Origin of the sequence: Microbacterium wangchenii (assembly GCF_004564355.1) — a bacterium.
Taxonomy (GTDB): domain Bacteria; phylum Actinomycetota; class Actinomycetes; order Actinomycetales; family Microbacteriaceae; genus Microbacterium; species Microbacterium wangchenii.
This window is the reverse complement of the sequence record NZ_CP038266.1, coordinates 1,269,038-1,292,996: the sequence shown is the minus strand read 5'-3', so window position 1 is coordinate 1,292,996 and position 23,959 is coordinate 1,269,038. Positions and strand designations below refer to the sequence as shown.

The 23,959-nt window shown below is 71.0% G+C and carries 24 protein-coding genes; 7 read left to right on the top strand and 17 right to left on the bottom strand.

The window, feature by feature from the left end; translation table 11 throughout:
- Positions 1–110: 110 nt before the first annotated feature.
- Positions 111–380, bottom strand: coding sequence for a 30S ribosomal protein S15 (rpsO, locus tag E4K62_RS06025; protein WP_019180606.1), 270 nt, complete (start codon positions 378–380; stop codon positions 111–113).
- A 225-nt stretch (positions 381–605) separates the two neighbouring features.
- On the opposite strand from rpsO, the gene E4K62_RS06020 reads away from it, so the two are divergent.
- Positions 606–1,904 (top strand): MFS transporter, encoded by a 1,299-nt coding sequence (locus E4K62_RS06020; protein WP_135064873.1) that lies wholly within the window; start codon positions 606–608, stop codon positions 1,902–1,904.
- Between the two features lie 88 nt (positions 1,905–1,992).
- Positions 1,993–2,916, top strand: a complete 924-nt coding sequence (locus tag E4K62_RS06015) for a DMT family transporter (protein WP_135064870.1) — start codon at positions 1,993–1,995, stop codon at positions 2,914–2,916.
- A 6-nt stretch (positions 2,917–2,922) separates the two neighbouring features.
- Here the strand turns inward: E4K62_RS06015 and E4K62_RS06010 are convergent, their stop codons facing one another.
- The 3 genes from E4K62_RS06010 to E4K62_RS06000 form a co-directional block, all read right to left on the bottom strand.
- Positions 2,923–3,975, bottom strand: coding sequence for a DUF2776 family protein (locus tag E4K62_RS06010; protein ID WP_135064867.1), 1,053 nt, complete (start codon positions 3,973–3,975; stop codon positions 2,923–2,925).
- A gap of 158 nt (positions 3,976–4,133) precedes the next feature.
- Positions 4,134–4,499, bottom strand: coding sequence for an FKBP-type peptidyl-prolyl cis-trans isomerase (locus E4K62_RS06005; protein WP_135064864.1), 366 nt, complete (start codon positions 4,497–4,499; stop codon positions 4,134–4,136).
- A gap of 164 nt (positions 4,500–4,663) precedes the next feature.
- Entirely contained in the window at positions 4,664–5,827 is a 1,164-nt protein-coding gene (locus E4K62_RS06000; RefSeq protein ID WP_135064861.1) for a PrsW family intramembrane metalloprotease, read from the bottom strand.
- A gap of 75 nt (positions 5,828–5,902) precedes the next feature.
- Between E4K62_RS06000 and E4K62_RS05995 the strand changes: the two genes are divergently transcribed.
- Positions 5,903–6,766: a fumarylacetoacetate hydrolase family protein gene (locus E4K62_RS05995; RefSeq protein ID WP_135064858.1), complete on the top strand. Its 864-nt coding sequence runs from the start codon at positions 5,903–5,905 to the stop codon at positions 6,764–6,766.
- A gap of 32 nt (positions 6,767–6,798) precedes the next feature.
- On the opposite strand, the gene E4K62_RS05990 is transcribed toward E4K62_RS05995, so the two are convergent.
- The 4 genes from E4K62_RS05990 to E4K62_RS05975 form a co-directional block, all read right to left on the bottom strand.
- Positions 6,799–8,271: an aspartate ammonia-lyase gene (locus E4K62_RS05990; protein ID WP_135064856.1), complete on the bottom strand. Its 1,473-nt coding sequence runs from the start codon at positions 8,269–8,271 to the stop codon at positions 6,799–6,801.
- A gap of 122 nt (positions 8,272–8,393) precedes the next feature.
- The gene (locus tag E4K62_RS05985; protein WP_135064853.1) at positions 8,394–9,308 is read right to left on the bottom strand and encodes a phosphodiesterase; all 915 of its coding nucleotides are present in this window, start codon (positions 9,306–9,308) and stop codon (positions 8,394–8,396) included.
- 31 nt (positions 9,309–9,339) lie between these two features.
- The gene (locus tag E4K62_RS05980; RefSeq protein ID WP_135064850.1) at positions 9,340–9,672 is read right to left on the bottom strand and encodes a peptidase; all 333 of its coding nucleotides are present in this window, start codon (positions 9,670–9,672) and stop codon (positions 9,340–9,342) included.
- Entirely contained in the window at positions 9,669–10,913 is a 1,245-nt protein-coding gene (locus E4K62_RS05975; RefSeq protein ID WP_135064847.1) for an inorganic phosphate transporter, read from the bottom strand. Before E4K62_RS05975 ends, E4K62_RS05980 begins: the two co-directional genes overlap by 4 nt.
- Positions 10,914–11,092: 179 nt before the next feature.
- Here E4K62_RS05975 and E4K62_RS05970 point away from each other — a divergent pair, with 179 nt between their 5' ends.
- A complete protein-coding gene (locus E4K62_RS05970) occupies positions 11,093–13,210 on the top strand; it encodes a S9 family peptidase (RefSeq protein ID WP_135064844.1) in 2,118 nt (705 codons plus the stop codon).
- A gap of 51 nt (positions 13,211–13,261) precedes the next feature.
- Here E4K62_RS05970 and E4K62_RS05965 read toward each other — a convergent pair whose 3' ends face one another.
- The 3 genes from E4K62_RS05965 to E4K62_RS18980 form a co-directional block, all read right to left on the bottom strand.
- Complete coding sequence (locus E4K62_RS05965) at positions 13,262–14,290, bottom strand: 6-phosphofructokinase (protein ID WP_135064841.1); 1,029 nt, start codon at positions 14,288–14,290, stop codon at positions 13,262–13,264.
- Between the two features lie 99 nt (positions 14,291–14,389).
- Positions 14,390–16,549 carry a DEAD/DEAH box helicase gene (locus E4K62_RS05960; protein WP_135064838.1) on the bottom strand — a complete coding sequence of 720 codons (2,160 nt, stop codon included), beginning with the start codon at positions 16,547–16,549 and terminating at the stop codon, positions 14,390–14,392.
- Positions 16,550–16,737: 188 nt separating this feature from the next.
- Positions 16,738–16,869: a hypothetical protein gene (locus tag E4K62_RS18980; RefSeq protein ID WP_261799173.1), complete on the bottom strand. Its 132-nt coding sequence runs from the start codon at positions 16,867–16,869 to the stop codon at positions 16,738–16,740.
- On the opposite strand from E4K62_RS18980, the gene E4K62_RS05955 reads away from it, so the two are divergent.
- Both E4K62_RS05955 and deoC read left to right on the top strand, forming a co-directional pair.
- A complete protein-coding gene (locus E4K62_RS05955) occupies positions 16,868–18,265 on the top strand; it encodes an MFS transporter (protein ID WP_240742833.1) in 1,398 nt (465 codons plus the stop codon). The genes E4K62_RS18980 and E4K62_RS05955 overlap by 2 nt on opposite strands.
- 9 nt (positions 18,266–18,274) lie before the next feature.
- The gene (gene deoC / locus E4K62_RS05950; RefSeq protein ID WP_135064835.1) at positions 18,275–18,991 is read left to right on the top strand and encodes a deoxyribose-phosphate aldolase; all 717 of its coding nucleotides are present in this window, start codon (positions 18,275–18,277) and stop codon (positions 18,989–18,991) included.
- On the opposite strand, the gene E4K62_RS05945 is transcribed toward deoC, so the two are convergent.
- Genes E4K62_RS05945 through E4K62_RS05925 form a run of 5 tightly spaced genes read right to left on the bottom strand, consistent with a single transcriptional unit; the run spans position 18,985 to position 22,396 of the window.
- The gene (locus E4K62_RS05945; protein WP_135064832.1) at positions 18,985–19,965 is read right to left on the bottom strand and encodes a bifunctional riboflavin kinase/FAD synthetase; all 981 of its coding nucleotides are present in this window, start codon (positions 19,963–19,965) and stop codon (positions 18,985–18,987) included. The two genes, deoC and E4K62_RS05945, sit on opposite strands and share 7 nt — an antisense overlap.
- Positions 19,962–20,414, bottom strand: a complete 453-nt coding sequence (locus E4K62_RS05940; RefSeq protein WP_135064829.1) for a hypothetical protein — start codon at positions 20,412–20,414, stop codon at positions 19,962–19,964. The genes E4K62_RS05945 and E4K62_RS05940 overlap by 4 nt, the downstream gene beginning before the upstream one ends.
- Positions 20,415–20,457: 43 nt before the next feature.
- Positions 20,458–20,826: a hypothetical protein gene (locus tag E4K62_RS05935; RefSeq protein ID WP_135064826.1), complete on the bottom strand. Its 369-nt coding sequence runs from the start codon at positions 20,824–20,826 to the stop codon at positions 20,458–20,460.
- Entirely contained in the window at positions 20,823–21,722 is a 900-nt protein-coding gene (truB, locus tag E4K62_RS05930; protein ID WP_135064823.1) for a tRNA pseudouridine(55) synthase TruB, read from the bottom strand. The genes E4K62_RS05935 and truB overlap by 4 nt, the downstream gene beginning before the upstream one ends.
- The gene (locus E4K62_RS05925) at positions 21,722–22,396 is read right to left on the bottom strand and encodes a nucleoside/nucleotide kinase family protein (protein WP_135064820.1); all 675 of its coding nucleotides are present in this window, start codon (positions 22,394–22,396) and stop codon (positions 21,722–21,724) included. The genes truB and E4K62_RS05925 overlap by 1 nt, the downstream gene beginning before the upstream one ends.
- Positions 22,397–22,468: 72 nt before the next feature.
- Here E4K62_RS05925 and E4K62_RS05920 point away from each other — a divergent pair, with 72 nt between their 5' ends.
- Complete coding sequence (locus E4K62_RS05920) at positions 22,469–23,335, top strand: HhH-GPD family protein (RefSeq protein WP_135064818.1); 867 nt, start codon at positions 22,469–22,471, stop codon at positions 23,333–23,335.
- Positions 23,336–23,376: 41 nt separating this feature from the next.
- Here the strand turns inward: E4K62_RS05920 and rbfA are convergent, their stop codons facing one another.
- On the bottom strand, positions 23,377–23,880 hold the full coding sequence (gene rbfA, locus E4K62_RS05915) for a 30S ribosome-binding factor RbfA (protein WP_135064815.1): 504 nt from the start codon (positions 23,878–23,880) through the stop codon (positions 23,377–23,379).
- Between the last annotated feature and the right edge of the window lie 79 nt (positions 23,881–23,959).

Here is a 23,959-nt window from a genome sequence, read left to right as displayed (position 1 = left end):
CCGGTGGCGTGCAGTCTCGCGGATGGACGTGCGCGCGGGAACGAAAACGAGGGCCGCCCCACACCTGGGACGGCCCTCGAGAAGTGCGATATACGCCGGGTGGCGGTGCCTTAGCGGCGGAGCCCCAGACGCTCGATCAGCGAGCGGTAACGCGCGATGTCGATGTCCTGGAGGTAGCCGAGCAGACGACGGCGCTGACCCACCATCAAGAACAGACCACGACGCGAGTGGTGGTCGTGCTTGTGCTCCTTGAGGTGCTCGGTGAGGTCCTTGATGCGCTGCGTCAGCATCGCGACCTGCACCTCGGGGGATCCGGTGTCACCGGGGTGCGTCGCGTACTCTTCGATGATCGCCTTCTTAGCGTCTGACTCGAGTGGCATAGATGGGATCCCCTTTCTGCTTGTTGCGCGGCGCCCGACGCCTGATGCGTGGGCTCTCTTTCTCCGCGGCCGATCCAACGGCAACCGAACAAGTCTACCAGCGCGAAGCGGCAGGGGCGAACGCTCCCGCCGGCGACCGGACTAGCCTGGACGGATGCGTCGACACTCCCCCGCCGTCCGCGCGCGGCGACCGTGACCACCGGCCCCCGCCCCTCGCGTCGCCGAATGCTGCAGCGACACCATCTCGTCGATCTCCGACCGCTGAGCACACCCGCCTTCGCCCGGCTGTGGGTGGGATCCGCACTGGCGGGCCTGGGCGGACAGCTCACGGTCGTGGCGGTCATGCTGCACGTGTACGAGCTCACCGGCGATACCCTCGCCGTCGCCATGATCGCCGTCGCCGGGCTGCTGCCGATGATCGTCGCAGGACTGTACGGCGGGATGCTGGCGGATTCCTTCGACCGCCGCTCGGTCGCCCTGATCGCCGCCTCCGTGACGTTCACCTCCACCGTCCTGCTGTCGGCGCTGGCGTGGGCCGGCGGGGAGACGGTGTGGTGGCTCTACGCCCTGAGCGTGGTCAACTCCGCCGCGAACTCCGTCGTCATGGCCACGCGCGCGGCGATCGTGCCGCGTCTCATCCCGCGCGAGCAGCTCCCCGCCGCCGCCGCGCTGCAGGGGATCTCAGCCGGGATCATGGTGATGGGCGGCCCGGCGCTGGCGGGTCTCCTGGTCGCCTTCACGGGGTACGCCTGGACCTACACGATCGACGTCGTGCTCATGCTCGGCCTCTTCCTGGGGCTGTGGACCCTGCCGAAGATCGCCCCCGAGGGCGATGTCGTCAAGGCCGGCCTGGAGTCGCTCCGGGATGGCTGGCGGTTCCTGCGCCGCGCGTCGAACATCCGCCTGCAGTTCATCCTCGACGTCGTCGCGATGACGTTCGGTCAGCCCCTCGCGCTGTTCCCCGCCATCGGAGCCGTGCTGCTGGGCGGCGGCGCGATCACCACCGGCGCGCTGACCTCCGCGATCGCCGCGGGTGTGCTCCTGTCGAGCCTGTTCTCCGGACCGGTCGGACGCGTGCGCCGGCAGGGGCTGGGCATCGAGCGGGCGATCCTGGCATACGGGGCGGCGATCCTGCTGTTCGCCCTCGTCCTGGTGGCCGCCGCCCTCGGCGTGTCCGCCCCCGACCGCGTCGACGCCGAGTCCGCGAACGTCCCCCTCATCGTGGCGGCCATGGTCGCCCTGGCCCTCTCCGGCGCTGCCGACAACGTCAGCGCCATCTTCCGATCCACGATGCTCCAGGCCGCCGTCCCCGACAACATCCGCGGACGACTGCAGGGCGTGTTCATCGTGGTCGTCGCCGGCGGCCCCCGCCTGGGCTCGCTGTACGCCGGTGCGCTGGCCACCGTGACGGCGCTGTGGTTCCCGCCGCTGCTGGGCGGCCTCGCCATCCTCGCCCTCGTGGGCGTGCTGGTGCGCCTGAACCCCCGCTTCCGCCACTACGACGCCGCCGATCCCGTGCCCTGACGACGGCGGACGGCCGACCGTCGGCGGATTCCGGACGTCGCAGTCGGAACCGCCCGGAGGTGTCGCACGACGGCGCTATCGTCGGCGGGTGGCTGCTCCCCCGCTCGTGCGCACCCCCTCCTCCCTCTCCGTCGGCGTGCAGTTCGTCCTCGCCGGCATCGTGTGGGGGTCGAGCTTCCTGTTCATCGCCGTCGCCCTCACCGGGATGACCCCGGCGCAGGTGGCGTGGGCGCGCCTCGTGTTCGGCGCCATCGCCCTGACCGCGATCATCCTCATACGCAGGGAGCGGCTCCCCCGCTCACCGCGGGTGTGGGGTCATCTCACGGTGATCGCCGTGACCTTCTGCGTCATCCCGTACCTGCTGTTCGCGTGGGCGCAGCAGTACGTCACCTCCAGCCTCGCCAGCATCTTCAACGCCACGACCCCGATCATGACCGCGCTGATGGCGTGGGCGGCGTTCCGCGTCGAGCGACTGCGCACAGGGCAGCTCGTCGGCATCGCGATCGGCGTGGCCGGCGTAGTCCTCATCATCGCGCCCGGCGCGACCCTGGGCGCGACCAGCACCGTCGCCCAGGTGGCGATCCTCGGCGCCACCGCGTGCTACGGCTTCAGCCTGGCGTACATGCGCCGCTTCCTCGCCACCACGGGTCTGTCGGGGATCGCCCTGGCCGGCGGGTACATCGGGGTCGGGGCGGGGATCATGCTGCTGCTGTCGCCGGTGGTCTTCCTCGAGCCGGTGCGATGGAGCCCGCCTGTGCTCATCAGCGTCCTTCTGCTCGGGTTCCTCGGCACCGGTTTCGCGTACATCTGGAACCAGAACGCCCTGGCCGCGTGGGGGCCCACGCGCGCATCCACGGTCACCTACATCACGCCCGTGGTGGGGGTGATCCTCGGCGTCGCCGTGCTCGGGGAGAGCCTCTCGTGGAACGAGCCGGCCGGCGCGGTCATCGTGATCCTCGGCATCCTGCTCGTGCAGGAGCGGATCCGGTTGCGCCCGCGCAGCGTCGTGTGACGCGGGTCACGACGTCTTCGACGTGCCCGCCTCCAGGATGGACACGATCGAGAACAACGTGAAGCACACCGCGCCGAGTCCCGTGAGCACGCGCGCCGGGATGAAGAAGTCCGGATCGGTGGCGGCCGCCTCGGCGAGGAACGCGGCGAAGAACAGGCACGCAAGACACGTGAACACCGGGATGAGCGGCACGCGGTCGGCGAGGACGAATTCGCGTCGCCACACCGAGGCCAGCAGGAACACCTTCGAGATGATGCTGAAGCAGATGAGCCCCAGCCCGATGAGGATGCACCCGGGTGGGATCCGGTCGGCACGGTCGGATCCGAACAGCACGAACAGGCCCCAGACGATCGCGGCGCTGCCCATCGCCAATACCCAGATCGACCACATCCACCGCTCGCGCTCCCCGAACTCGTTGCGCACTTGGCGCCCGACCGTGGCCACGAGCGAGATGAGGCTCGCGCAGATGGCCGCGAGGCCGATCATGACGTGCCCGGCGACGTACCGTGGAGCATCGGCGGAGTCCGCCAGCAGGATCCCGGCCCACACGACGAGCACGGCGGCGGCGGCGGCGGCCGGCAGGCACATGAGCCCCACCGCGACGGCCCGACCGTAGGCTTCGTCGGGCGGGCCGTCCTCGGGCCGTCCCGCGGCGTTCTTGGTGATGAGGGTGAAGGCGCTCGAGGCGACGGCGACCGTCGTGACGCAGGCCGCGATGAGCCCCACGCCGAAAACGACGTGCCCGGCGACGAAGTCGGCGTTCGTCGGGCCGCTGCGGATTCCCAGGCCCCACACCGCGGTGGCCACCGCGACCCCGTAACCGACGATCGGCAGCACGACCTTCCACACCGGTGCGAACGTGTGCGTGAGCTGCCGGATGATCATCGCCGCGGTCGTGAACAGGGCGATGCAGATGGCGGTGAGCGAGATGAGCACGTGCCCCGCCGTGCGGTGGGCGGCATCGTCGCCGCCTGCGAAGACGTACCAGCCGAAGCTCAGGCAGACCGCCCCCATGAGAAGGGGGATCGCCCGGAAGAGGATGCTGATCCCGTAGTTCACCGCGCCGGCCCCTCACCGGGCGACCAGGACGCCGCCCTCGCCGCGCGAGCCTAAGATCCTCCCCCCGGCGACGGTAGAGTCCGCATGATCCGCCCGCGGGCACGGAGACGGCGATGGGGCCGGACGCCGCAGCATCCGACCCCATCGGGACGCCGGGCTCAGCCGACGGCGAGCAGATCGATGATGAAGATGAGGGTCTTGCCGCCGAGGAAGTGGCCGCCGGCGGGTCCGTACGCGAGGTGCGGCGGGATGACGAGCTCGCGGCGTCCGCCGACCTTCATGCCGGGGATGCCGTCCTGCCACCCCTGGATGAGGCCGCGCAGGGGGAACTGGATGCTCTCGCCCCGGCCCCACGACGAGTCGAACTCCTCGCCGGAGTCGTACTCCACGCCCGCGTAGTGCACGGTCACGGTGTCGCCGGGCTTGGCCTCGGGTCCGTCGCCGACGATGAGGTCGCGGATGACGAGGTCGGTGGGAGCGGGGCCCTGGGGTGCGTCGAATTCGGGCTTGGTGCGTTCGGTCATGCCTTCATCCAAGCACGCCGGGGCGCCCGGCCGCGGCACCCCTTGACACTCCCGGGCGCCCGCGCGATCCTGGGGACAGGCCAACTCAGCGCTCGGGAGACACGCAGGCATCGCCGCGGCACCGGGCGCTGAGTCCTGTTCCGCCCGGCGACACGACTCCCGGGTCAGGGTGCGAACAGTGCCAGTCGGGTGTGCGAGGAACGCGCGAGAAGCTCGCGTTCGGCCTCGGCGGCGTGCGGATCGCGGCCCGTGAGAGCGCGCTCCCTGGCGGCGGCGAGCGCCGTCGCGTCGGCGATGAACGAGCGCATGAGCGCACGGCGGTCGCCCCGCAGCGTGCGCGCCCACGCGAGCGCTGCGCGCCGGCCGGGCCCGGTGGCGAGCATGTCGACCTCCTGCGGCGTGAACCACCCGGCCGCGGCGTACTCGCCCAGGCGGGCGCGCGTCAGCCGTGCCTCCTCCCGCCGCAGCAGCACGATCCCCAGGATGAACACCACGAACAGCGGAACCTGGAGCGTGATGTACATGCCGAAGAAGTCTGCGAACACCGCCGAGCCGTTCCACAGCGCATGCAGCGCGATGGCCACGACGAGCCCCGCCAGGAAGTACCCCAGCGTCGTGCCGGCACCCGCCGCGCGGCGGGCCGCCAGGCCGAGGGCGAACCCCGTCATGGCGGTGAACATGACGTGCGCGAACGGGGAGAGCACGGCGCGCAGGAAGAAGGTGAGCGTCAGCTCGGCCACACCGCCTTCCAGCAGGCTCACGGCGAAGTACTGGATGTTCTCCGTGAAGGCGAACCCCGCACCCACCAGCGCGCCGTACACCACTCCGTCCACCGGCCCGTTGAAGGCCCGGCGCGCGGTGGCGTAGATGAGCAGGACCCCCAGGCCCTTCGCCACCTCCTCCACGATGGGCGCCTGCACGACGGAGCCCACCCACGACTCGCCCATCCCGAACAGCAGGACGAGCCCGAGGTCCACGGCCAGCGCGATGGCCACCGACGCGATCGCTCCCCACGCGATGGCGAAGACGACCAGTCCGCGCGGCTCCGGCTCCCACCGGTCGACGATCCGCACCGCCAGCCACACGCCGACGAACGGGATGGCGGCCAGGATCATGCCGGCCACGGATGCTCCGGGCCCGAGGAAGCGGACGAAGTAGGCCACGAGCGCCAGGAGTACGAGCACCAGCACGCCGCCGACCCAGATGAGGGCGGCGCCCGTGCCGCGGGACCGGCGTGGCGCGGGAGGCGGAGCGGGCGCCGCGGGGGCGGGGCGGATGGATGCGCCGACGCCGGGATGCGGCTGCGACAGCGGCGAGGGATACGACATGCGCTCAGCATAGGGGCGGCGGCGACCCCCTCCCGGCCGGGCGGAGCAGCCTGTCGCGACCGGTAGCGTGGAGGGATGCGTTTCGCCCATGTGGTCCCCTCGGCCTCGGCCGCGCCCCGCTTGATCCTCGTGCGCGAGGGCGAGAGCACCTTCGTCGACGAGCTGTTCCCCGGGGCGCCGGGCACCCTCGAGGAACTGATCGCCGGCGGCGATGAGCTGCTCGATCGCGTGCGGGATGCGCAGGACGACGCGTCGTGGCATCCGCTGAGTCGGCCCGTCTTCGCCTCGGCCGTGCTGACCCCTCCGGTCATCCTCGCGGTGGGCCTGAACTACGCCGCCCACTCGGGGGAGCTCGGGCTGAAGACCGACGCGACCCCGACGGTGTTCGTGCTGTGGCCGAACTCCCTCACCGCTCATGACGCGACCACCTCGTGGCCCCGCAGCCTCAGCCAGTCGGTCGATTACGAAGCCGAATTGGGCGTGATCATCGGGCGCCCGGCCAAGGACGTCACCGTCGACGACGCACTGGACCACGTGTGGGGGTACACCGTCGTCAACGACATCACCGCGCGCGACATCCAGTTCTCGGAGGCGCAGTGGTCGCGGTGCAAGTCCTTCGACGGATTCACCCCGACGGGCCCGTTCGTCGTGACGGCGGACGAGATCCCCGACCCGCAGGACCTCCACATCTGGACGGTGGTGGACGGGCACCGCGTGCAGGACGCCTCGACGGGCCAGATGGTGCGCTCGGTGGCGGCGCTCATCTCGCACCTCTCCCACTCGGTGACGCTGCTGCCCGGGACCCTCATCTCCACCGGCAGCCCGGGCGGAGCCGGCTACTCCCGCGACCCGCAGATCTTCCTCCGCGACCGCTCGACGGTCACCGTCGGGGTCGATGGCATCGGTGAGCTCACGACGCACTGCCGCATCCTGGACTGAACGCCCGGCGGCGTCAGTCCTCGGCGACGGGGTCAGTCGTCGGCGCGGGCGACGACGTTCTCGGCCGCGTGGATGATCGGCACCGCCTCCGTGATCGCCTCCAGCCCCGACAGCCGCATGGGCGAGAGCTGCTTGGTCACTTCCTCGCGCGTCATCAGCCCCGCCTCCACGACGAGGTCGGCGACGTTGTGTCCGGTCAGCAGCGCCGTCTTGGCCAGCGCCGCCGCCGCCGCGTAGCCGATGAACGGGGTGAGAGCCGTGACGACGCCGACGGAGGCGCCGACCATGGCCCCGAGCCGCTCGCGGTTGGCGGTGATGCCCTCCACGCAGTTGACCCGCAGCGTCCACATGGCCTGCTGCATCCACGTGAGCGACTGGAAGATGGAGTGCGCGATCACCGGCTCGAAGGCGTTCAGCTGCAGCTGGCCGCCCTCCACGGCCATCGTCACGGTGAGGTCGGCACCGGCCACGGCGAAGGCGACCTGGTTGACCACCTCGGGGATGACGGGGTTGACCTTGCCCGGCATGATGCTCGAGCCGGCCTGACGGGCGGGCAGGTTGATCTCCCCGAACCCTGCCTGCGGGCCGCTGGAGAGCAGCCGCAGGTCGTTGCAGATCTTCGAGAGCTTGATGGCGTTGCGCTTGAGCGAGGAGGAGAACGACATGAACGACCCGGTGTCGCTCGTGGATTCCACGAGGTCGGTCGCCGTCTCCAGATCCAGGCCCGTGATCTCGCGGAGGTGTCGCAGGACGGCGGCCCCGTAGGCCGGATGCGTCGTGATGCCGGTGCCGATCGCCGTGGCGCCCATGTTGATCTCGTACATGAGGTAGGCGTTCTCGGTGAGGCGGTTGTAGTCCTCCCCCAGCGTGGTGGCGAACCCGTTGAACTCCTGACCCAGGGTCATGGGCACGGCATCCTGCAGCTGCGTACGGCCGACCTTCAGCACGTCGCGGAACTCGGCGGCCTTGGTCAGGAACGCCTTGCGCAGCAGGTCGAGTTCGCCCAGGAGGGTCAGCAGTGTCAGCGACAGCCCCACCTTGATCGCCGTCGGGTACACGTCGTTGGTGGACTGACTGCGGTTGGTGTCGTCGATGGGCGAGAGGAAGGCGTAGTCGCCCTTGGCACGGCCCGCCATCTCCAGCGCCACGTTGGTGATGACCTCGTTGGCGTTCATGTTCGTCGACGTGCCGGCGCCGCCCTGGATGACACCAACCACGAACTGGTCGTGGAACTCGCCGTCGATCACGCGCTGGGCGGCAGCGTCGATCAGGTCGGCCTTGGCGGGATCGAGCACGCCGATCTCACGGTTGGCGCGTGCCGAGGCCTGCTTGACCATCGCGAGCGCGCGCACGAGGTTCGGGTAGACGGAGATGGGCCGCTTGGAGATGGGGAAGTTCTCCAGAGCCCGGGCCGTATGGATGCCCCAGTAGGCATCGGCGGGGATTTCCAGCGAGCCGAGGGAGTCGGTCTCGATGCGGGTGCGCGTCGTTGCGTCCAGTGCCATGTGTGGTGTCCTCGTGGGTCGTCTCACGGCGGTCGGGGGTTCTCCGAGCCTACCCGCCGCAGGCCTCCGGTCTCGCCGCCACCGTGTACCCCCGCCGCCCGGGACTGTACCCGGCGTACACCTCAGGGCGCGGGCGGTCGCTTGCGGGAGAAGGCCTCGAGTCGCTCCTCGGGCGTGAGCGCCGCCATTTCCTGCACCCATTCCGCGGTGAACGCGCCGGACGTCTCGGCGTCCACGACGGGCACCACGGCCGAGGTGATCGTGTCCTCGTACACGTGGACGAGATGGAAGGACTGGCCCGCGTCCATCCCGTTGACCTCCTCTGCCGGGCGCGCGAGGTCCATCGTGTAGCACGTGGCCGCCGCGACGCTCACGGGGACGCCGGCGAACATGCCGCTGGTGGAGTAGTGCAGGTGACCGGCGAGGATCTGCCGTACGTCCGAGCCGGCGATCGCGGCCGCGAGCCCCTCCTGGTCGCGCAGCTCCAGGATGTCGAACAGTGGGATGTGCGAGGGCAGCGGCGGGTGGTGCAGGGCGAGGATCGTTCCGAGCTCGGCCGGGGTGGCGAGCACCTCGCGCAGCCACTCCAGCTGCGCCGCATCCAGGTCGCCGTGATGCCAGCCGGGAACCGAGGTGTCCAGGGCGATCAGCCGCAGTCCGCCCAGATCCCACACGCCCGTGACCGGTTCCTCGGTGGGCTCCAGGCCCAGCAGCTCGCGGCGCAGCGCCGGGCGCTCGTCGTGGTTGCCGGCCACCCACACCACCGGCGCGCCCAGCCGGGCCGCCGCCGGCTCGACCGTGGCGCGGAGTGTGCGGTACGCCTCCGGCTCACCGAGATCGGTGAGGTCGCCGGTGAACACGATCGCGTCGGGTCGTACCCCCAGCCCTTCCACGGCCTCGAGGGTGCGGGTGAGGTGGCCGGCGGTGTCGTATCGACCTCCGAGCGGCCGGTCGCCGGCGAGCAGGTGCGTGTCGCTGACGTGGACGATCACCCGCTGGGCGGGTGGGTGCTGACCGAAACGGACCGCTGTGCGCATGGCTCCACCCTAGAGTCGGGCGCGGACGTCCTCAGTGCCCCACGACGATGAGGACGAGCCCGGCGAGCACCGCCAGAGTGCACACGAAGAAGCACGCGTAGGCCCCGTAGAGCGCGAGGCGCTTCTGGCCGGGCGTGAGCGGGTTCTTCTTCGCCGCCTTGGCCGCGGCCTTCTCCGCACGGCGGCGCTGCTTGTCGGTGACCACGGCGATCGCGTCGGTGAACGTCGCCGGCGCGACGACGGGCACGCGCCCGGCGCGCACGAGCAGCCGCAGTCCGAGCGCGTAGAACAGCACCACCAGCACGGCGCCCACCAGCGCCGCGGCGAACACCTGCAGGAACGACGTCCAGTCGATGGCGATCATGACCGGCTCCCCTCATCCGTGCGGGAGGGCTGTTCCTCTGCCGCCGCATCCGCACGCCGGCGCTGACGCCGCGTGGGGGGCGGATTGGGCGTGACCTTCACGGCACGACCCGACACCGCGACCTCGCTCATGGCGTTGGAGGAATCCACCCGGTTCCGCCGCGAGCGCAGGAAGAGCCCCAGGATGATCGCCAGCGCCAGCACCGCGTCGAAGGCGATGCCCCACGGGCCCAGCCACACCACGATGAGCGCCGCGAACGCGCCGACGGCGCCGGCTGCCGGCAGCGTCAGCAGCCATCCGATCATGATGCGTCCCACGGTGCCCCACCGCACGATCGATCCGCGCCGGCCCAGGCCCGACCCGATCACGGAACCCGAGGCCACCTGCGTGGTCGACAGCGCGAAGCCCAGGGCGCTGGAGGCGAGGATCGTCGCCGCCGTGGAGGTCTCGGCGGAGAAGCCCTGCGCGGGCTTGACGTCGGTGAGGCCCTTGCCCAGGGTGCGGATGATGCGCCATCCACCCATGTACGTGCCCAGGGCGATCGTGACCGCGCACGCCACCACGACCCACAGCTGCGGCTCGGGGTGCGCGGTGGACTGCCAGCCGACCGTGATCAGGGCGAGCGTGATGACGCCCATGGTCTTCTGGGCGTCGTTCGTGCCGTGCGCGAGAGCGACGAGGCTGGAGGTGAAGATCTGGCCCCAGCGGAACCCGTCGCGGCCGTCGGGCTTGGCGTCGTAGCGGCGAGTCACGGCGTAGGCGATCTTGGTCACGACGAACGCGATGATCCCCGCCGTCAGCGGTGCGATCAGGGCCGGAAGGATGACCTTGGACATCACCACGCCGAAGTCGATCGCTGTCGTCCCCACGCCCACCAGCGTCGCGCCGATGAGCCCGCCGAACAGCGCGTGCGAGGAGCTGGAGGGCAGGCCCAGCAGCCACGTCAGCATGTTCCACGTGATGGCGCCGATGAGCCCGGCGAAGATGATCGCCGGGAAGATCGTCACGGAGATCTCATCCTCGCGGATCATGCCTCCGGAGATGGTCTTGGCGACCTCTGTGGACAGGAACGCTCCGACGAGGTTCAGCACGGCAGCCAGCAGCACGGCGACGCGCGGCTTGAGCGCCCCGGTGGCGATGGGGGTCGCCATCGCGTTGGCGGTGTCGTGGAACCCGTTGGTGAAGTCGAAGAACAGTGCCAGCACGATCACCAGCACGATGACGAGAGTTGCGGTCTCCACCGTTCGCTTTCCGTAAGGGGATGTGGGGGGCGGCCGACGACGCGGCCGTGTGACGAACGAACAGTTCACCGTCTAGTCGTGTCCCGTTTTCCGGGCACCGCAGAATCCTGACACCCTCGTCCCCGTGGGTCAAACTTGCGCCCGCGCCCTGGCACGACACGCTCCACTACCGTGGGAGCGTGACCGACACCGCCGCATCCCCCCTCGCACCGCACACCGAGCGCAAGCCCGTCGCCCGCACGCACCACGGCGACACCTTCGACGACCCGTACGAGTGGTTGAGGGCCAAGGAGGACCCCGCGGTGATCGCGCATCTGGAGGCCGAGAACGCCTTCACGCAGGCGCGCACGGCGCACCTGTCCGGATTGCGCGAGCAGATCTTCGGCGAGATCAAGGGCCGCACCCTGGAGACCGACCTGTCGGTGCCGACTCGGCAGGGGCGGTGGTGGTACTACGGCCGCACGGTCGAGGGCAGCCAGTACGGCATCCAGTGCCGTGCTCCCATCGCCTCCCCCGACGACTGGACCCCGCCCGAGCTGTCGCCGGATGCCGAGGTGCCCGGCGAGCAGATCCTGCTGGACGCGAACGTCGAAGCCGACGGACACGACTTCTTCTCGCTGGGCAGCTTCGACGTCTCAGAGGACGGGACGCAGCTGCTCTACGGCGTCGACGTCGCAGGGGACGAGCGCTACACGCTGCGGGTGCGCGATCTCGCCACCGGCGAGAACCTGCCCGACGAGATCCCCGGGACCTTCGCGGGGGCCGGGTTCTCCCCCGACGGCCGCTTCATCGTGTACACGACGGTGGATGACGCGTGGCGGCCCGACACGGTGTGGTTGCACGAACTCGGCACCCCCGTCGCCGATGACGTGAAGCTGTTCACCGAGCCCGACGAGCGGTATTGGGTCGGCGCCGGGTTCACGCGCAGCCACCGCTACCTCATGATCGAGGTCGGCTCCTCCATCACGAGCGAGGAATGGCTCGTCGACGCAGACGACCTGCGGTCCGAGCCGCGCGTGGTGTGGCCGCGGCGCGAGGGCGTGGAGTACTCCGCATCCCACGCCGTCGTGGACGGGCAGGACGTCCTCTACGTCCTGCACAACGACGGTGCGCTGGATTTCGAACTGGTCCGGGTGGCTGCATCCGACCCCCAGGGACAGCGCTCGGTCGTGCTCCCGCATGAGCCGGGCCGGCGGCTGCTCGACCTCGACACGTTCCGCGACTGGGGTGTGGCCGCCTACCGCCGGGACGGGCTCGCGCGCGTCGCGCTGCTGGACTACGCCGACGGGACGCTGCGGGAGGTGGGGTTCGAGGAGCCGCTGTACAGCGTGGGGACGGCGGGGAACCCGGAGTGGGCGCCGCCGCTCGTGCGCCTGGGCTACGGCTCGTTCGTGACCCCCGGGACGATCTTCGACTACGACGTCTCCACCGGCGAGTTGCTGCTGCGCAAGCGCCAGCCGGTCCTGGGCGGCTACGACCCCGCCGATTACGCGCAGGAGCGCGTGTGGGCCACGGCGCAGGATGGAACCCGCGTGCCGGTGTCGGTCGTGTGGAAGCGTTCGTTCGGCGAGGCCGGCGCGGAGCCCCGCGCGCTGCACCTGTACGGGTACGGCTCCTACGAGCACTCGATCGAGCCCGGCTTCTCGGTCGCACGGCTGTCGGAGCTGGACCGCGGCGTCGTCTTCGCCGTGGCGCACGTGCGCGGCGGCGGTGAGATGGGTCGCCAGTGGTACGAAGACGGCAAGCTGCTGGCCAAGCGCCACACCTTCACCGATTTCGTCGACTGCGCACGGCATCTGATCGACGCGGGCTACACCACCCCCGACCGGATGGTCGCGGAGGGCGGCAGCGCGGGCGGCCTCCTGATGGGCGCCGTCGCCAACCTCGCCCCAGAGCTGTTCGCCGGGATCCTCGCCGATGTGCCGTTCGTGGACGCCCTGACGACGATCCTGGATCCCTCGCTCCCGCTCACGGTGATCGAGTGGGACGAGTGGGGCGACCCGCTGCACGATCCCGACGTCTACGCCTACATGAAGTCGTATACGCCGTACGAGAACGTGCGCGAGGGGGTGCGGTATCCCCGCATCCTCGCCGTCACCTCCCTCAACGACACCCGCGTGCTGTACGTCGAGCCGGCCAAGTGGGTCGCGCGCCTGCGGGAAGTGGGCGCCGACGCGATGCTCAAGTGCGAGATGGTCGCCGGGCACGGCGGTGTGAGCGGCCGATACAACGCATGGAAGGAGCGCGCGTTCGAACTCGCGTGGCTCCTCGACGTCGTCGGCCTCGCCGACGCCTGACCCCGCCGCGCGGCCCCCGTTTTCGGCAGGCTGTGTTGGGGCGCTCCCGGGTCAGCCGAAGAGTGCGGCGGCCTCTTCGTAGCGGTAGTAGGGGACGCTGTTGAGCTCACCGAGGGCGTCCGCGAAGGGAACGCGCACGATGTCGGTGCCGCGCATCGCCACCATCTGCCCCCACGCCTCGTCCATCAGCGCGTCGGCCGTGTGCAGGCCCAGGCGCGTGGCGAGCACGCGGTCGAAGGCGGACGGCGATCCGCCCCGCTGGATGTGGCCGAGCACCGTCGAGCGGGTCTCGATGCCGGTGATGCGTTCGATCTCGGGGGCGAGCACCTCGCTGATCCCGCCCAGGCGCGGGCGGTTGAAGGCGTCCAGGCCCTTGTCGCTGTAGGCCTCGTCCATGCCCTTGAGGGTGAAGCCCTCGGACACGACCACGAGCGGAGCGCGACCGCGGTCGTGCGCGCGGGAGACCTGCGCGCAGATCTCCTCGATCGACATCGGCACCTCGGGGATGCAGATGACGTGGGCCCCCGCGGCGATGCCGGCGTGCAGCGCGATCCATCCGACGTGACGGCCCATCACCTCGGCGACCATGCACCGCTGATGCGAGTCGCCCGTGGTGCGGAGGCGGTCCATCGCGTCGGTCGCGATGTTCACGGCCGTGTCGAAGCCGAACGAGTAGTCGGTGGCCCGGAGGTCGTTGTCGATGGTCTTCGGGACGCCCAGGACGTTGATCCCGTCCTTGGCGAGCCGGTCGGCTGCCGCGAGGGTGCCTTCGCCGCCGATGGCGACGATGCCGTCGATGCGGTGCCCGTACAGGGTCTTGGCGATGTTCTCCGCTCCCCCGCGCGGCCCCTCGTAGGGGTTCGTGCGGCTGGTGCCGAGGATCGTCCCGCCGACCTTGGACAGGCCCTTCACCTCGTGGCGGGTCAGCGGGAAGAAGTCGGCGTCGACGACGCCGCGCCAGCCGTCGCGGATCCCGACGAACTCGATGCCGTAGGTGGTCGTGCCCTTGAGCACGGTGCCGCGGATCACCGCGTTCAGGCCGGGGCAGTCCCCGCCGCTCGTCAGAATGCCGATCTTCATAGCTGGAGTCCTCGCTGTATCGGAGTGAAGTCGCGGCGACGCTGCCACCCTGACCCTAGCGGCCGCACCGGGCCGCTGCCACACGGCCCGGGTGGGTCCTCAGTCGCCGCCGAGAGCCTGACGCAGCAGGTGCGTGAGCGCGCTGAGCTGCACGGAGTCGCTGGATGCGGCATCCATTGCCACGCCGTCCAGGGCACGCAGCGCGAGCCCCTGCTTGGAGTCGATGAGCTCGGCGATCTTCGTGTCGATCGTGTGCGCGGCGATGATGCGCCACGCGGTGACCGGCTCACCCTGTCCGATGCGGTGCACGCGGTCGATCGCCTGCGTCTGCTCGGCGGCGGTCCAGCTGAGCTCGGCCAGCACGACGTTGGATGCGGCCTGCATGTTCACCCCGACGCCGGCGGCGGTCAGGGAACACACCGCGATGCCCACGCCCGGGTCGTTGTTGAAGGCGTCGATCGCCTCCTGGCGCGCGGGCGTGGTCTGGTCACCGCGGAGGGAGACCGTGCGCACACCGGATGCGGCGAAGTGGGCCTCCGCGGCATCCATCACGTCGATGTGCTTGGCGAAGAACACGACCTTGCCCACCGAGCGCTGCAGCTGCACGGCGTAATCGGCGGCCAGCTGCGCCTTGGCCTTGCCGATGCGGCGGACCATCGTGAACACGTTCTCGGCGCCCGAGCCGGCGGCCTTGGACTCGTCGAGCTCGTTCTGGGCGACCAGGCGCACGATGTCGTGGTCGATCTCGCCCGCCGCGAGTCCGCGATTCCCGCGGGCTTCCAGGATGCGGCGGTACTTCGCGGCGAGCCGGTCGGCCAGCTCGCGCTCGGCACGCCGGATCGAGCGGCCCTCTTCGTCGTCGAGCTCGACGGGCAGGTCGGCGATGAGCTTGTCGGGCAGGTCGGCGGCGACGTCCTTCTTCTTGCGCCGGACGATGCCCATGTCGATCACGGCGCTGCGGGCCTGCGGATAGAACGCCTTGTCGGCGGGGGTGAGCCCCGTCTCCTCCAGCTTCTCCATCAGCTCGGGTCCGGGCTTCTCGCCGTTGGTCCAGCCGAGGAAGCGCCAGATCGCGTCGAAGTCCTCGACGTCGTTGATCAGCGGGGTACCCGTCAGCGCGAGCAGCAGCGGGTCGCGCACCTGCTCGCGGATGCGGCCGGCCAGCGCCAGCACGTTCTGGGAGCGCTGCGAGGAGAGGTTCTTGATGAAGTGCGCCTCGTCGACGACCATGCCCTTCAGGCCGATCGAGCTGAGCCAGGACAGGTGGCGGTCGAGGATCTCGTAGTTGACGATGAAGACGTCGGCGAAGGCGTCCATGTCCTCGCCGTCACCGGAGATGACCGTCGCGCGCCGGTGCGGCGTCCACCGCTCCACTTCGCGCGCCCAGTTCATCTTCACGACGTTGGGGACCACGGCCAGCAGCGGGTATGCGCCGGCGACGGATGCCGCCAGCACCGATTCGGCGGTCTTGCCCAGGCCTGGCTCGTCGGCGAGGAGGAACGTGCGGTGCCCGGCGCGCACCGCCTCCAGAAACCGCGACTGGTGCGGCATGACGCCCAGGCCCTTGGGCGACAGACGGTCGAACTCGGGCACCTCGGGCAGGTCCATGGACGCCGCCGAGCCACCGGCACCGGTCTCGAACGCCTTGTAAAGCGGGCCCATGAGCTCCCAGCCATCGAGCCGTCGGCGGGGGGTGGGCTGGGGAGAGCGGGCGGTGAGGTCGGGGGCGAGGAAGGGGTTGGCCATCATCCGCGCCTCCACGGCGGGGGGCACGACCTGTCTCTCGGCGAGGGCGGCGGGAACGACCTGCTGCGTGGCGGGGGCGACGTCGGTGATGATCAACTCGTCCGGCGGCAGCTCCGCGCCGGATTCCAGGAGCCAGTCGCGTCGCATGCGGCGCGCCACCGGAGAAGCGACCTGGTCGGCCTCCAGCAGCTGGATGAGCGATGTGTCGCGTGCGGCGGTCTTGGCCAGGATCGTCGCGACCCCGTCCAGGCGCTTGAGCAGCTCGGAGCGGGTGGAATCGCTGATCTCGGAGTCGGCCTTCACGCGCGCCCGCTCCTCGCGGACGAGGAAGGCGATGACCTGGAACTTGACCCGGTTGGTCGGGCCGAGCTTGCCGCGCTGGGCCTTGGCCTCCACCTCGCGCACCTTGCGCGCGAGGATGGGGATGAGTGGGGCCTCGTCGTCGCGGCGTGCGGACGAGGATTTCCTGCGCTTCTGCGTGGAGCCGGAAGCGGCGGTCGCCGTGGTCGGCATGCTCCTCCTGAGCGTGTCATCCGGTTCGGCGTCGACGACGACAGATCCGGTCGGTGTGCGATCCCGGGGGGCGGTGTGAACCGTGACTCCCGCGGGGCGGCCCCTCAGCCGGTCGGAGGCGTTCGCTGAGCGAACTGCGTCGGCGGAGAAGGGGTTTCCGCCATCCAGTCTAGCGCGTCGGGGGCGCCTCACCCGCCGACTGTGTCGAGGATGTCCTCCGAGTATCCGTCGGGGGCGATGTTGAGCCACCCTGTCGCCACCCACAGTCCCTCGCAGGCACCCGCCCGCCCGCGGATGCCGAGGCCTAGGGTGGTGCCCATGGCGGAGCGCATGACGGAGCCCATGACGCGCGACCAGCGCCTGGTCCTGTGGATCGCGATCCTCGGGTCGTTCGTGTCGTTCCTGGATGGAACCGTCGTCACCGTCGCCCTGCCGGCGATCCAGGAGGAGCTCGGCGGCGGCCTGACGACGCAGCAGTGGGTGGTCGACGCCTACCTCATCACACTGGGCGCGCTCATCCTGGTGGCCGGCTCCCTCAGCGATGTGCTCGGGCGCCTGCGCGTGCTCACGATCGGGCTCGTCGGGTTCGGCGTGACGTCGATCGCGATCGCGGCGGCCCCGACGCCGGAGTTCCTCATCGTCGCGCGCGCCCTGCAGGGCGTGGCGGGGGCGCTGCTGGTGCCCAGCTCCCTGGCGCTGATCACGGCCAACTTCCGGGACGCCGCGCAGGCACGGGCCATCGGGATCTGGACGGCGGCGACGACCGCCGCCATGATCGCGGGGCCCGTGCTCGGTGGTCTCTTCGTGGATTTCGCGTCGTGGCGGCTGGTGTTCCTGATCAACGTGCTGCCCCTGGCGGTCACCCTGTGGCTGGTGGTGCGCCTCGGCCACCGTGATCAGCGCCGCCCGGGGGCGACGGTGGATCTGCTCGGCGCGGCGCTGTGCGCCGTGGGTCTCGGGGCCGGAGTGTTCGGGCTCATCGAGCAGTCCAGCCTCGGATGGGCGTCACCGGCGATCTGGGGCTCCCTCACGCTGGGCATCGCGGCCTTCACGGCGTTCCTCGTGCGCCAGCGGTTCGCGCGGCAGCCGATGATGCCGCTGAGTCTGTTCCGCGTGCGCAACTTCTGGACCGGAAACCTCGCGACCGCGTTCGTCTACGCCGCACTGTCGCTCAACGGATTCGTCATGGGCGTGTACCTGCAGCAGGGCGCGGGACTGCCCGCCACCCTCGCGGGACTGGCGACCCTGCCGGTCACGATCCTCATGATCCTGTTCAGCTCGCGGGTGGGATCCCTCGCCGGGCGATGGGGGTCACGCCTCTTCATGACGGCCGGTCCCCTCGTCATGGCCGTGGGCGTCCTGGTGCTGCTGACGGTGTCGGAGGACTTCTCGTACTGGTGGCAGGTGCTGCCCAGCGTGCTGGTGTTCGGGATCGGGCTGACCCTCACCGTCGCGCCCCTGACCTCGACGATCCTCGGCTCCATCGACGAGAGCCGCTCGGGCATCGCCTCGGCGGTCAACAACGCCGTGGCGCGGGTGGCGGGCCTCATCGTGATCGCCCTCCTGGCAACGATCGTCGGCGGCTCGCTGGATCTCCCCGGGTTCCACCGTGCGGCGGTGGTCACCTCGGTGCTGCTGGCGGCAGGGGGGATCGTGTCGTTCCTCGGCATCCGCGACCGCGCTCCGGCGCAGTCGCCCGATCGCGCGTCGGCCTAGGCTGGAGTCATGCCCGCCCTCACCGAACGCGACGTCGCCGCGACCATCGACCACGCCATCCTCAAGCCGGAGCTGACCCGTCCGCAGGTCGACGCCGAGCTGGACATCGCCGCGGAGTGGGGGGTGTTCAGCGTGTGCGTGCGACCGTCCGACATCGCCCACGCCGTCCGCCGGCTCGAGGGCACGGGAGTGGCGGTGGGCACCGTGATCGGCTTCCCGCACGGCACCACCTCCACCGCCGCAAAGGTGGCCGAGGTCGGCCAGGCGCTGGCCGACGGCGCCGTCGAGGTCGACATGGTGGTCAACATCGGGTTCCTGCGGTCGGGGTTCGACGACGCCGTCGTGGACGACATCCGCGCCGTCGTGGATGCGGCATCGGGCCGTATCGCGAAGGTGATCCTGGAGACCTCCTACCTCGACGACGAGCAGATCGCCCGCGGCAGCCGCTTGACCGAGGCCGGCGGTGCCGCCTTCGTGAAGACCTCGACCGGGTTCGGCGGCGGCGGCGCGACGGTCGAGCACGTCCGCCTCATGCGCGCGAGCGTCGGCCCCGGCGTGCAGGTGAAGGCCTCCGGTGGCGTGCGGGGACTGGAGACGGCCCTGGCGATGCTGGAGGCGGGAGCCACGCGCCTGGGCACCAGTGCGAGTGCCACCATCCTCGGAGAGCTGCGCGCCATCGGCAGCGGCGCGGGCCCCACCGGCTCGCGGGACGACTCGTCCTACTGAGCCGCGCGCTCCTGGGGCTCGGCCAGCACGGCGCGCACGCGCGCGACGTCGTCGGTCATCTGGGCCTTGAGCGCGTCGATGCCGTCGAAGGCGACCATTCCGCGGATGCGGGTGACGAAGCGCACCTCGACCAGGTGGCCGTACAGGTCCAGGTCGGTCTCGTCCAGCACGTACGCTTCGACCTGCCGCACCGGCACGTCGTCGAACGTGGGGTTCAGCCCCACACTGATGGCGGCGGCGTAGCGGGTTCCCGAGCGCAGGCCGTCCTGGGAGCGCTCGTCGATCAGCCAGCCGGCGTACACGCCGTCGGCGGGGACGAAGCCCTCCAGCCGCGGTGACAGGTTGGCGGTGGGAAAGCCCAGTTCGCGGCCGCGCTTGAGGCCGTGGACGACTTCCCCCCACACCGACGGAGCGCGCCCGAGGAGCTTGGCGGCGCGGGCCACGTCTCCCTCGGCGAGCAGTTCCCGGATCCAGGTGGAGGACACCCGGCGGTCGTCGTCGATCGCGCGGACATCGTCGACGACGTCGACGCGGAACCCGTACTCCGCCCCCATCGTGCGCAGCAGAGCCGGATTCCCCGCCCCGCCCTTGCCGAAGCGGAAGTCCTGCCCCACCAGCACGGTGCGCACCCCGAGCGCCTGCACGAGCACGTGACGGACGAACTCCTCCGCCGTCAGGCTCGCCAGAGCCTCGTCGAAGGTCAGCAGCAACGTCGCATCCACGCCGGCGCGCTCGAGCAGACTCAGCTTCTGGTGCACCCCGATGAGGTCGGGCGGGCTCAGCTCGGGCCGCAGCAGACGCAGCGGGTTGCGGTCGAAGGTCACCGCGACCACGCGAGCCCCGCTGGCGGCATCCACGCGCGCACGGTCGATCACGGCCCGATGGCCGGTGTGGACGCCGTCGAACTTGCCGATCGCCACGACGGAGGGCCCGAATCCGGGCGGGATCTCGGCCGGGTCGCGGAAGACGATCACGATGCCGCCCCCGCCCTCTGCGGCGCGGTGTCGGCGCGGTCGGTCGCCGCCTCCCGGTGGGCGGCGAGCCACCACAACCCGAGGAAGGGCAGGACGAGCGGGACGAAGAGGTACCCGTTGCCGAAGAGCGACCACACCGTCGGATGCTGGAACAGCTCGGGCAGCACGAGGCTGAGCGTCCCGACCACCAGGACGCCGACCAGTTCGAACACGATCGCCACCCACGCCACCAGGTACCACGTGCGACGGCCCGCGAACACGAGGGCGAGCGTGGCGAGGATGTACACCAGCGCGCTCACCGCCGACAGCGTGTAGGCCAGGGGTGCCTGGTCGAACTCGCTCACGATCTGCACGAAGGAGCGCCCTGTGGCGGCGAGGGCCATGATGAGGTAGACGATGACCAGAACGCGGCCGATGCCGGTCATCCGGCGGGGGTTTCGGGTTGCCATGACCCTTCAATCCTAGGCGGGAGCGGGCACCGCCCTCCCCCGCTCACGCGACCTGGACGGTCCAGATCACGTGCATGCGCCACACCATGACGGCCACCGCGAGGGCGGCGACTCCCATGATGACGGTGCTCCAGCGGCTGCGCTCGACGAGCGCCCATGCCACCCCCACCGGGGGCAGCAGCGCCGCCGAGACGAGATACACCCAGAACTCCAGCAGGCTCCCGGTGGGCGGGTTGCCGGCCAGCGGCGCGATGATCGCCGTGACGATCTGGGCGATCAGGAGCACCTCGATGAGCGCGAGCCCGCCGACGGTGACGTCGCCGGGCCGGCGGCCGGACAGGCCCGCCACGATCGCGACGACCCCGGCGAGGCCGGCGACGGCGACCTGGGCGATGGTGAACCACAGGATCATGGCCGGGTCTCCTCTGGCATGTTCATGGCGCTCTTGAGGTCCGTTCCGCAGGGCTCCACGATGCCCACGAGCGCTCCGTCGGGATCGATCGCCGCGGCGCGGATCCCGTCGGGAATCCGGTCGGCGGCGCCGGGGAGCCGTTTGCCGTGCCGCAGATCGCGCGCTTCCTCGGCGGTGACGGGCACGGCGCCCAGCACCGCGGTCGCCGCGGCGGACGGTGACAGCATCCGCTCGGGGGCGAGGGCGTCCAGCCCGGTCGCCTCGGCCACGCCGAACGGTCCGACGCGCTCGCGCCGGAGGGCGGTGAGGTGCCCGCCGACACCGAGCGCGGCGCCGAGGTCGCGGGCGAGGGCACGGATGTAGGTCCCGCTCGAGCAGTCCACGATCACATCCAGGTCGACGTGAGCGTCGAGGCGGCGGGTGGCGAGCACGTCGAACCGCGACACCCGCACCTGCCGGGGGGCGAGTTCGACCTCGACGCCGGCACGGGCCAGGTCGTACGCGCGCCGGCCCGCGACCTTGATGGCAGACACGCGGCTGGGCACTTGGGCGATGGCGCCGGTGAGGGCGGCCACCTCGCGGGTCACCGCGGCGTCGTCGACCGCGGCGAGGGCCGCCGCATCCGCGCGAGTGGTCGTCCGCCCGTCGGCGTCGTCACTGTCGGTGCCCTCCCCCAGCCGGATCGTCGCGGTGTAGGTCTTGTCCGCCCCCACCAGGAACGTGAGCAGGCGCGTCGCCCCTTCCACGCCGAGCACGAGCAGGCCGGTCGCCATGGGATCGAGCGTGCCGGCGTGGCCGATCTTGCGCGTCCCCAGCGCCCGGCGGGCACGGGCGACGACGTCGTGACTGGTCATGCCGCCGGGCTTGTCGACGAGCAGGATGCCGCTGGCTGCCATCAGCAGAAATCCCCGAAGACGCGGACGGGAGCGGCGAGGTCGGAGTTGTCGACGAGAGCCGACGCGGCCCGGCGGGGGTCGGCCTCCCGCAGGTAGAGCTCCTGACCCTGACGGTAGCGCGCGTTGGTGGGCGCATCGGGATCGGGATCGCTGCCGTCGCGCACCGCCATGCGGGCATAGGCGACCGGGAAGGGCACCTCGAGCCACACCGACCAGTCCCACAGCCCCCGCAGTTCGGGCCGGTGCAGGAAGATCCCGTCGACGATGAGCACCGCATCGCGCGGGGCGGTGACCCACTCCGACTCCACGGCCGCGTCGCGGACGACGTCGTGGACGGCCAGCTGGAAGCCGGCACCTTCGCCGGTGCGGAAGGGGTCGATGAGCACGCGGCGGAAGGTGGCGTAGTCGTACGAGTCCCGGTAGAACCCCTCCGGCGACGTGCGGCCGCGGGCGTACCGCTCGGCGCGGGGACGGTGGAAGCCGTCGATCGAGGCACGGAAGACCGCCGTGCCCTCCTCCGCGAACACTTCCGCAAGGCGATCGGCGAACACCGTCTTGCCGGCGCCGTCGACCCCGTCCACCGCTATGATCACGCGCCCCGCGCGATAGTGCTGACGCACCTCGTCGCGGAGTCCGCGCAGCAGGGTCGTGACCGGGGTGGTGGGGAGACGCACCCCTCCAGCGTACGTGTCCTGCCCGGTTCGCCGTGCCCGCGACCACCCGGTGCGGGCACCTAGGCTGATCGGGTGCAGGACCTCGCCACCCCGCTCTCCGCCTGGTACACCACCGCCGCGCGGGACCTGCCGTGGCGTCGCCCCGGGTTCGGCGCATGGGGCACGCTGGTCAGCGAGTTCATGCTGCAGCAGACCCCCGTGGCCCGGGTCGTCCCGCACCTGGAGGCGTGGCTGTCGCGGTGGCCGGAACCGGCGGATCTGGCAGCGGATGCGCCGGCCGAGGCCGTGCGCCAGTGGGCGAACCTCGGGTATCCGCGGCGGGCGCTGTGGCTGCATCGCGCGGCGGTGGAGATCCGCGACCGCCACGGCGGCGTGGTGCCGCGGGACGTGGAGACCCTCCTGACCCTCACCGGAATCGGCGACTACACCGCGCGCGCCGTGGCCGTCTTCGCGTATGGCGACCGGCATCCCGTCGTCGACACCAACACGCGCCGCGTGCTCGCCCGCGTCGTGGACGGACGCGCCCAGCCCGGCCCGCCCTCGCGTCGGGATCTCGACGCGATGGAGGCGCTCCTGCCCGCCGACGTCGCCGCATCCACCGTCGTCAACGCCGCCGCCATGGAACTGGGGGCGACGGTGTGCACGGCACGCGCGCCACGGTGCGACGCCTGCCCGCTGGTGTCCGCGTGCGCCTGGCGGGCCGCCGGCTACCCCGTCACGGAGGACCGGAGGCGCCGGCAGGCGCGCTACGAGGGCAGCGATCGGCACGCGCGCGGCGCGGTGCTGCGGATGCTGCGGGACGCCGCACCGCGTCCGGTCGCACTGGCGGAGGTTCTCGCCGAGTGGCCCGACCCCGCTCAGCGGGACCGCGCGATCGACTCACTCATCGCCGACGGTCTGGCCGAGGCATCCGAGGAACTGCTCCGCCTCCCCCGATGACGCCGGCGGAGCGGAGCGGAGCGGAGCGGAGCGGAGCGGGGTCAGGGACGGGGGCCGTCGTCCTCGGCTGTGTCGTCCGCGGTGGCGTCCTCTGCTGAGGCGTCGTCGTCCGAGTCCTCTTCCACCTCGTCGCGGGGCTTGAGGTAGGGGTCGGCGTCGCCGGCGTAGGTGCCGGCGGCGGCGAGGGCTGCCACCGCCTCGTCGCGCTCACGGGCCTCGCGCAGGAGAGCCGCGATGTGATCCGCGTTCTCGGGGATGGCATCGAGGAAGAACTCCAGCGAGGGCGTCAGCCGCGTGTTCAGGTGCTTGCCCACCTCGGAGCGCAGCATCCCGGTCGCCGACTTCAGTGCCGCTGCCGTGTCGGCGCGCAGCGCCTCATCGCCCATGACGGTGTAGAACACCGAGGCGTGCTGCAGGTCGCCGGTCACCTTGACGTCGGTGATCGTGACGAAACCGAGGCGCGGGTCGCGCAGCCCCTTCTCGAGCCGCTCCGCGAGGACTACGCGGATGCGGTCGGCCACTCGTGCCTGTCGTTCGGATGCCATGTCTTTCACTCTCTCTCACATCGTGGATGTGTCGTACCTGTGGTGCTCTATGCCGCGGGACATCCGGAACCGTAGCCCC

Coding starts and splice junctions, on each gene's coding strand:
- rpsO (WP_019180606.1), bottom strand. CDS start 380: ATGCCACTCGAGTCAGACGCTAAGAAGGCGATCATCGAAGAGTACGCG.
- E4K62_RS06020 (WP_135064873.1), top strand. CDS start 606: ATGCTGCAGCGACACCATCTCGTCGATCTCCGACCGCTGAGCACACCC.
- E4K62_RS06005 (WP_135064864.1), bottom strand. CDS start 4,499: ATGACCGAACGCACCAAGCCCGAATTCGACGCACCCCAGGGCCCCGCT.
- E4K62_RS06000 (WP_135064861.1), bottom strand. CDS start 5,827: ATGTCGTATCCCTCGCCGCTGTCGCAGCCGCATCCCGGCGTCGGCGCA.
- E4K62_RS05995 (WP_135064858.1), top strand. CDS start 5,903: ATGCGTTTCGCCCATGTGGTCCCCTCGGCCTCGGCCGCGCCCCGCTTG.
- E4K62_RS05990 (WP_135064856.1), bottom strand. CDS start 8,271: ATGGCACTGGACGCAACGACGCGCACCCGCATCGAGACCGACTCCCTC.
- E4K62_RS05985 (WP_135064853.1), bottom strand. CDS start 9,308: ATGCGCACAGCGGTCCGTTTCGGTCAGCACCCACCCGCCCAGCGGGTG.
- E4K62_RS05980 (WP_135064850.1), bottom strand. CDS start 9,672: ATGATCGCCATCGACTGGACGTCGTTCCTGCAGGTGTTCGCCGCGGCG.
- E4K62_RS05965 (WP_135064841.1), bottom strand. CDS start 14,290: ATGAAGATCGGCATTCTGACGAGCGGCGGGGACTGCCCCGGCCTGAAC.
- E4K62_RS05960 (WP_135064838.1), bottom strand. CDS start 16,549: ATGCCGACCACGGCGACCGCCGCTTCCGGCTCCACGCAGAAGCGCAGG.
- E4K62_RS05955 (WP_240742833.1), top strand. CDS start 16,868: ATGGCGGAGCGCATGACGGAGCCCATGACGCGCGACCAGCGCCTGGTC.
- E4K62_RS18980 (WP_261799173.1), bottom strand. CDS start 16,869: ATGGGCACCACCCTAGGCCTCGGCATCCGCGGGCGGGCGGGTGCCTGC.
- deoC (WP_135064835.1), top strand. CDS start 18,275: ATGCCCGCCCTCACCGAACGCGACGTCGCCGCGACCATCGACCACGCC.
- E4K62_RS05940 (WP_135064829.1), bottom strand. CDS start 20,414: ATGGCAACCCGAAACCCCCGCCGGATGACCGGCATCGGCCGCGTTCTG.
- E4K62_RS05935 (WP_135064826.1), bottom strand. CDS start 20,826: ATGATCCTGTGGTTCACCATCGCCCAGGTCGCCGTCGCCGGCCTCGCC.
- truB (WP_135064823.1), bottom strand. CDS start 21,722: ATGGCAGCCAGCGGCATCCTGCTCGTCGACAAGCCCGGCGGCATGACC.
- rbfA (WP_135064815.1), bottom strand. CDS start 23,880: ATGGCATCCGAACGACAGGCACGAGTGGCCGACCGCATCCGCGTAGTC.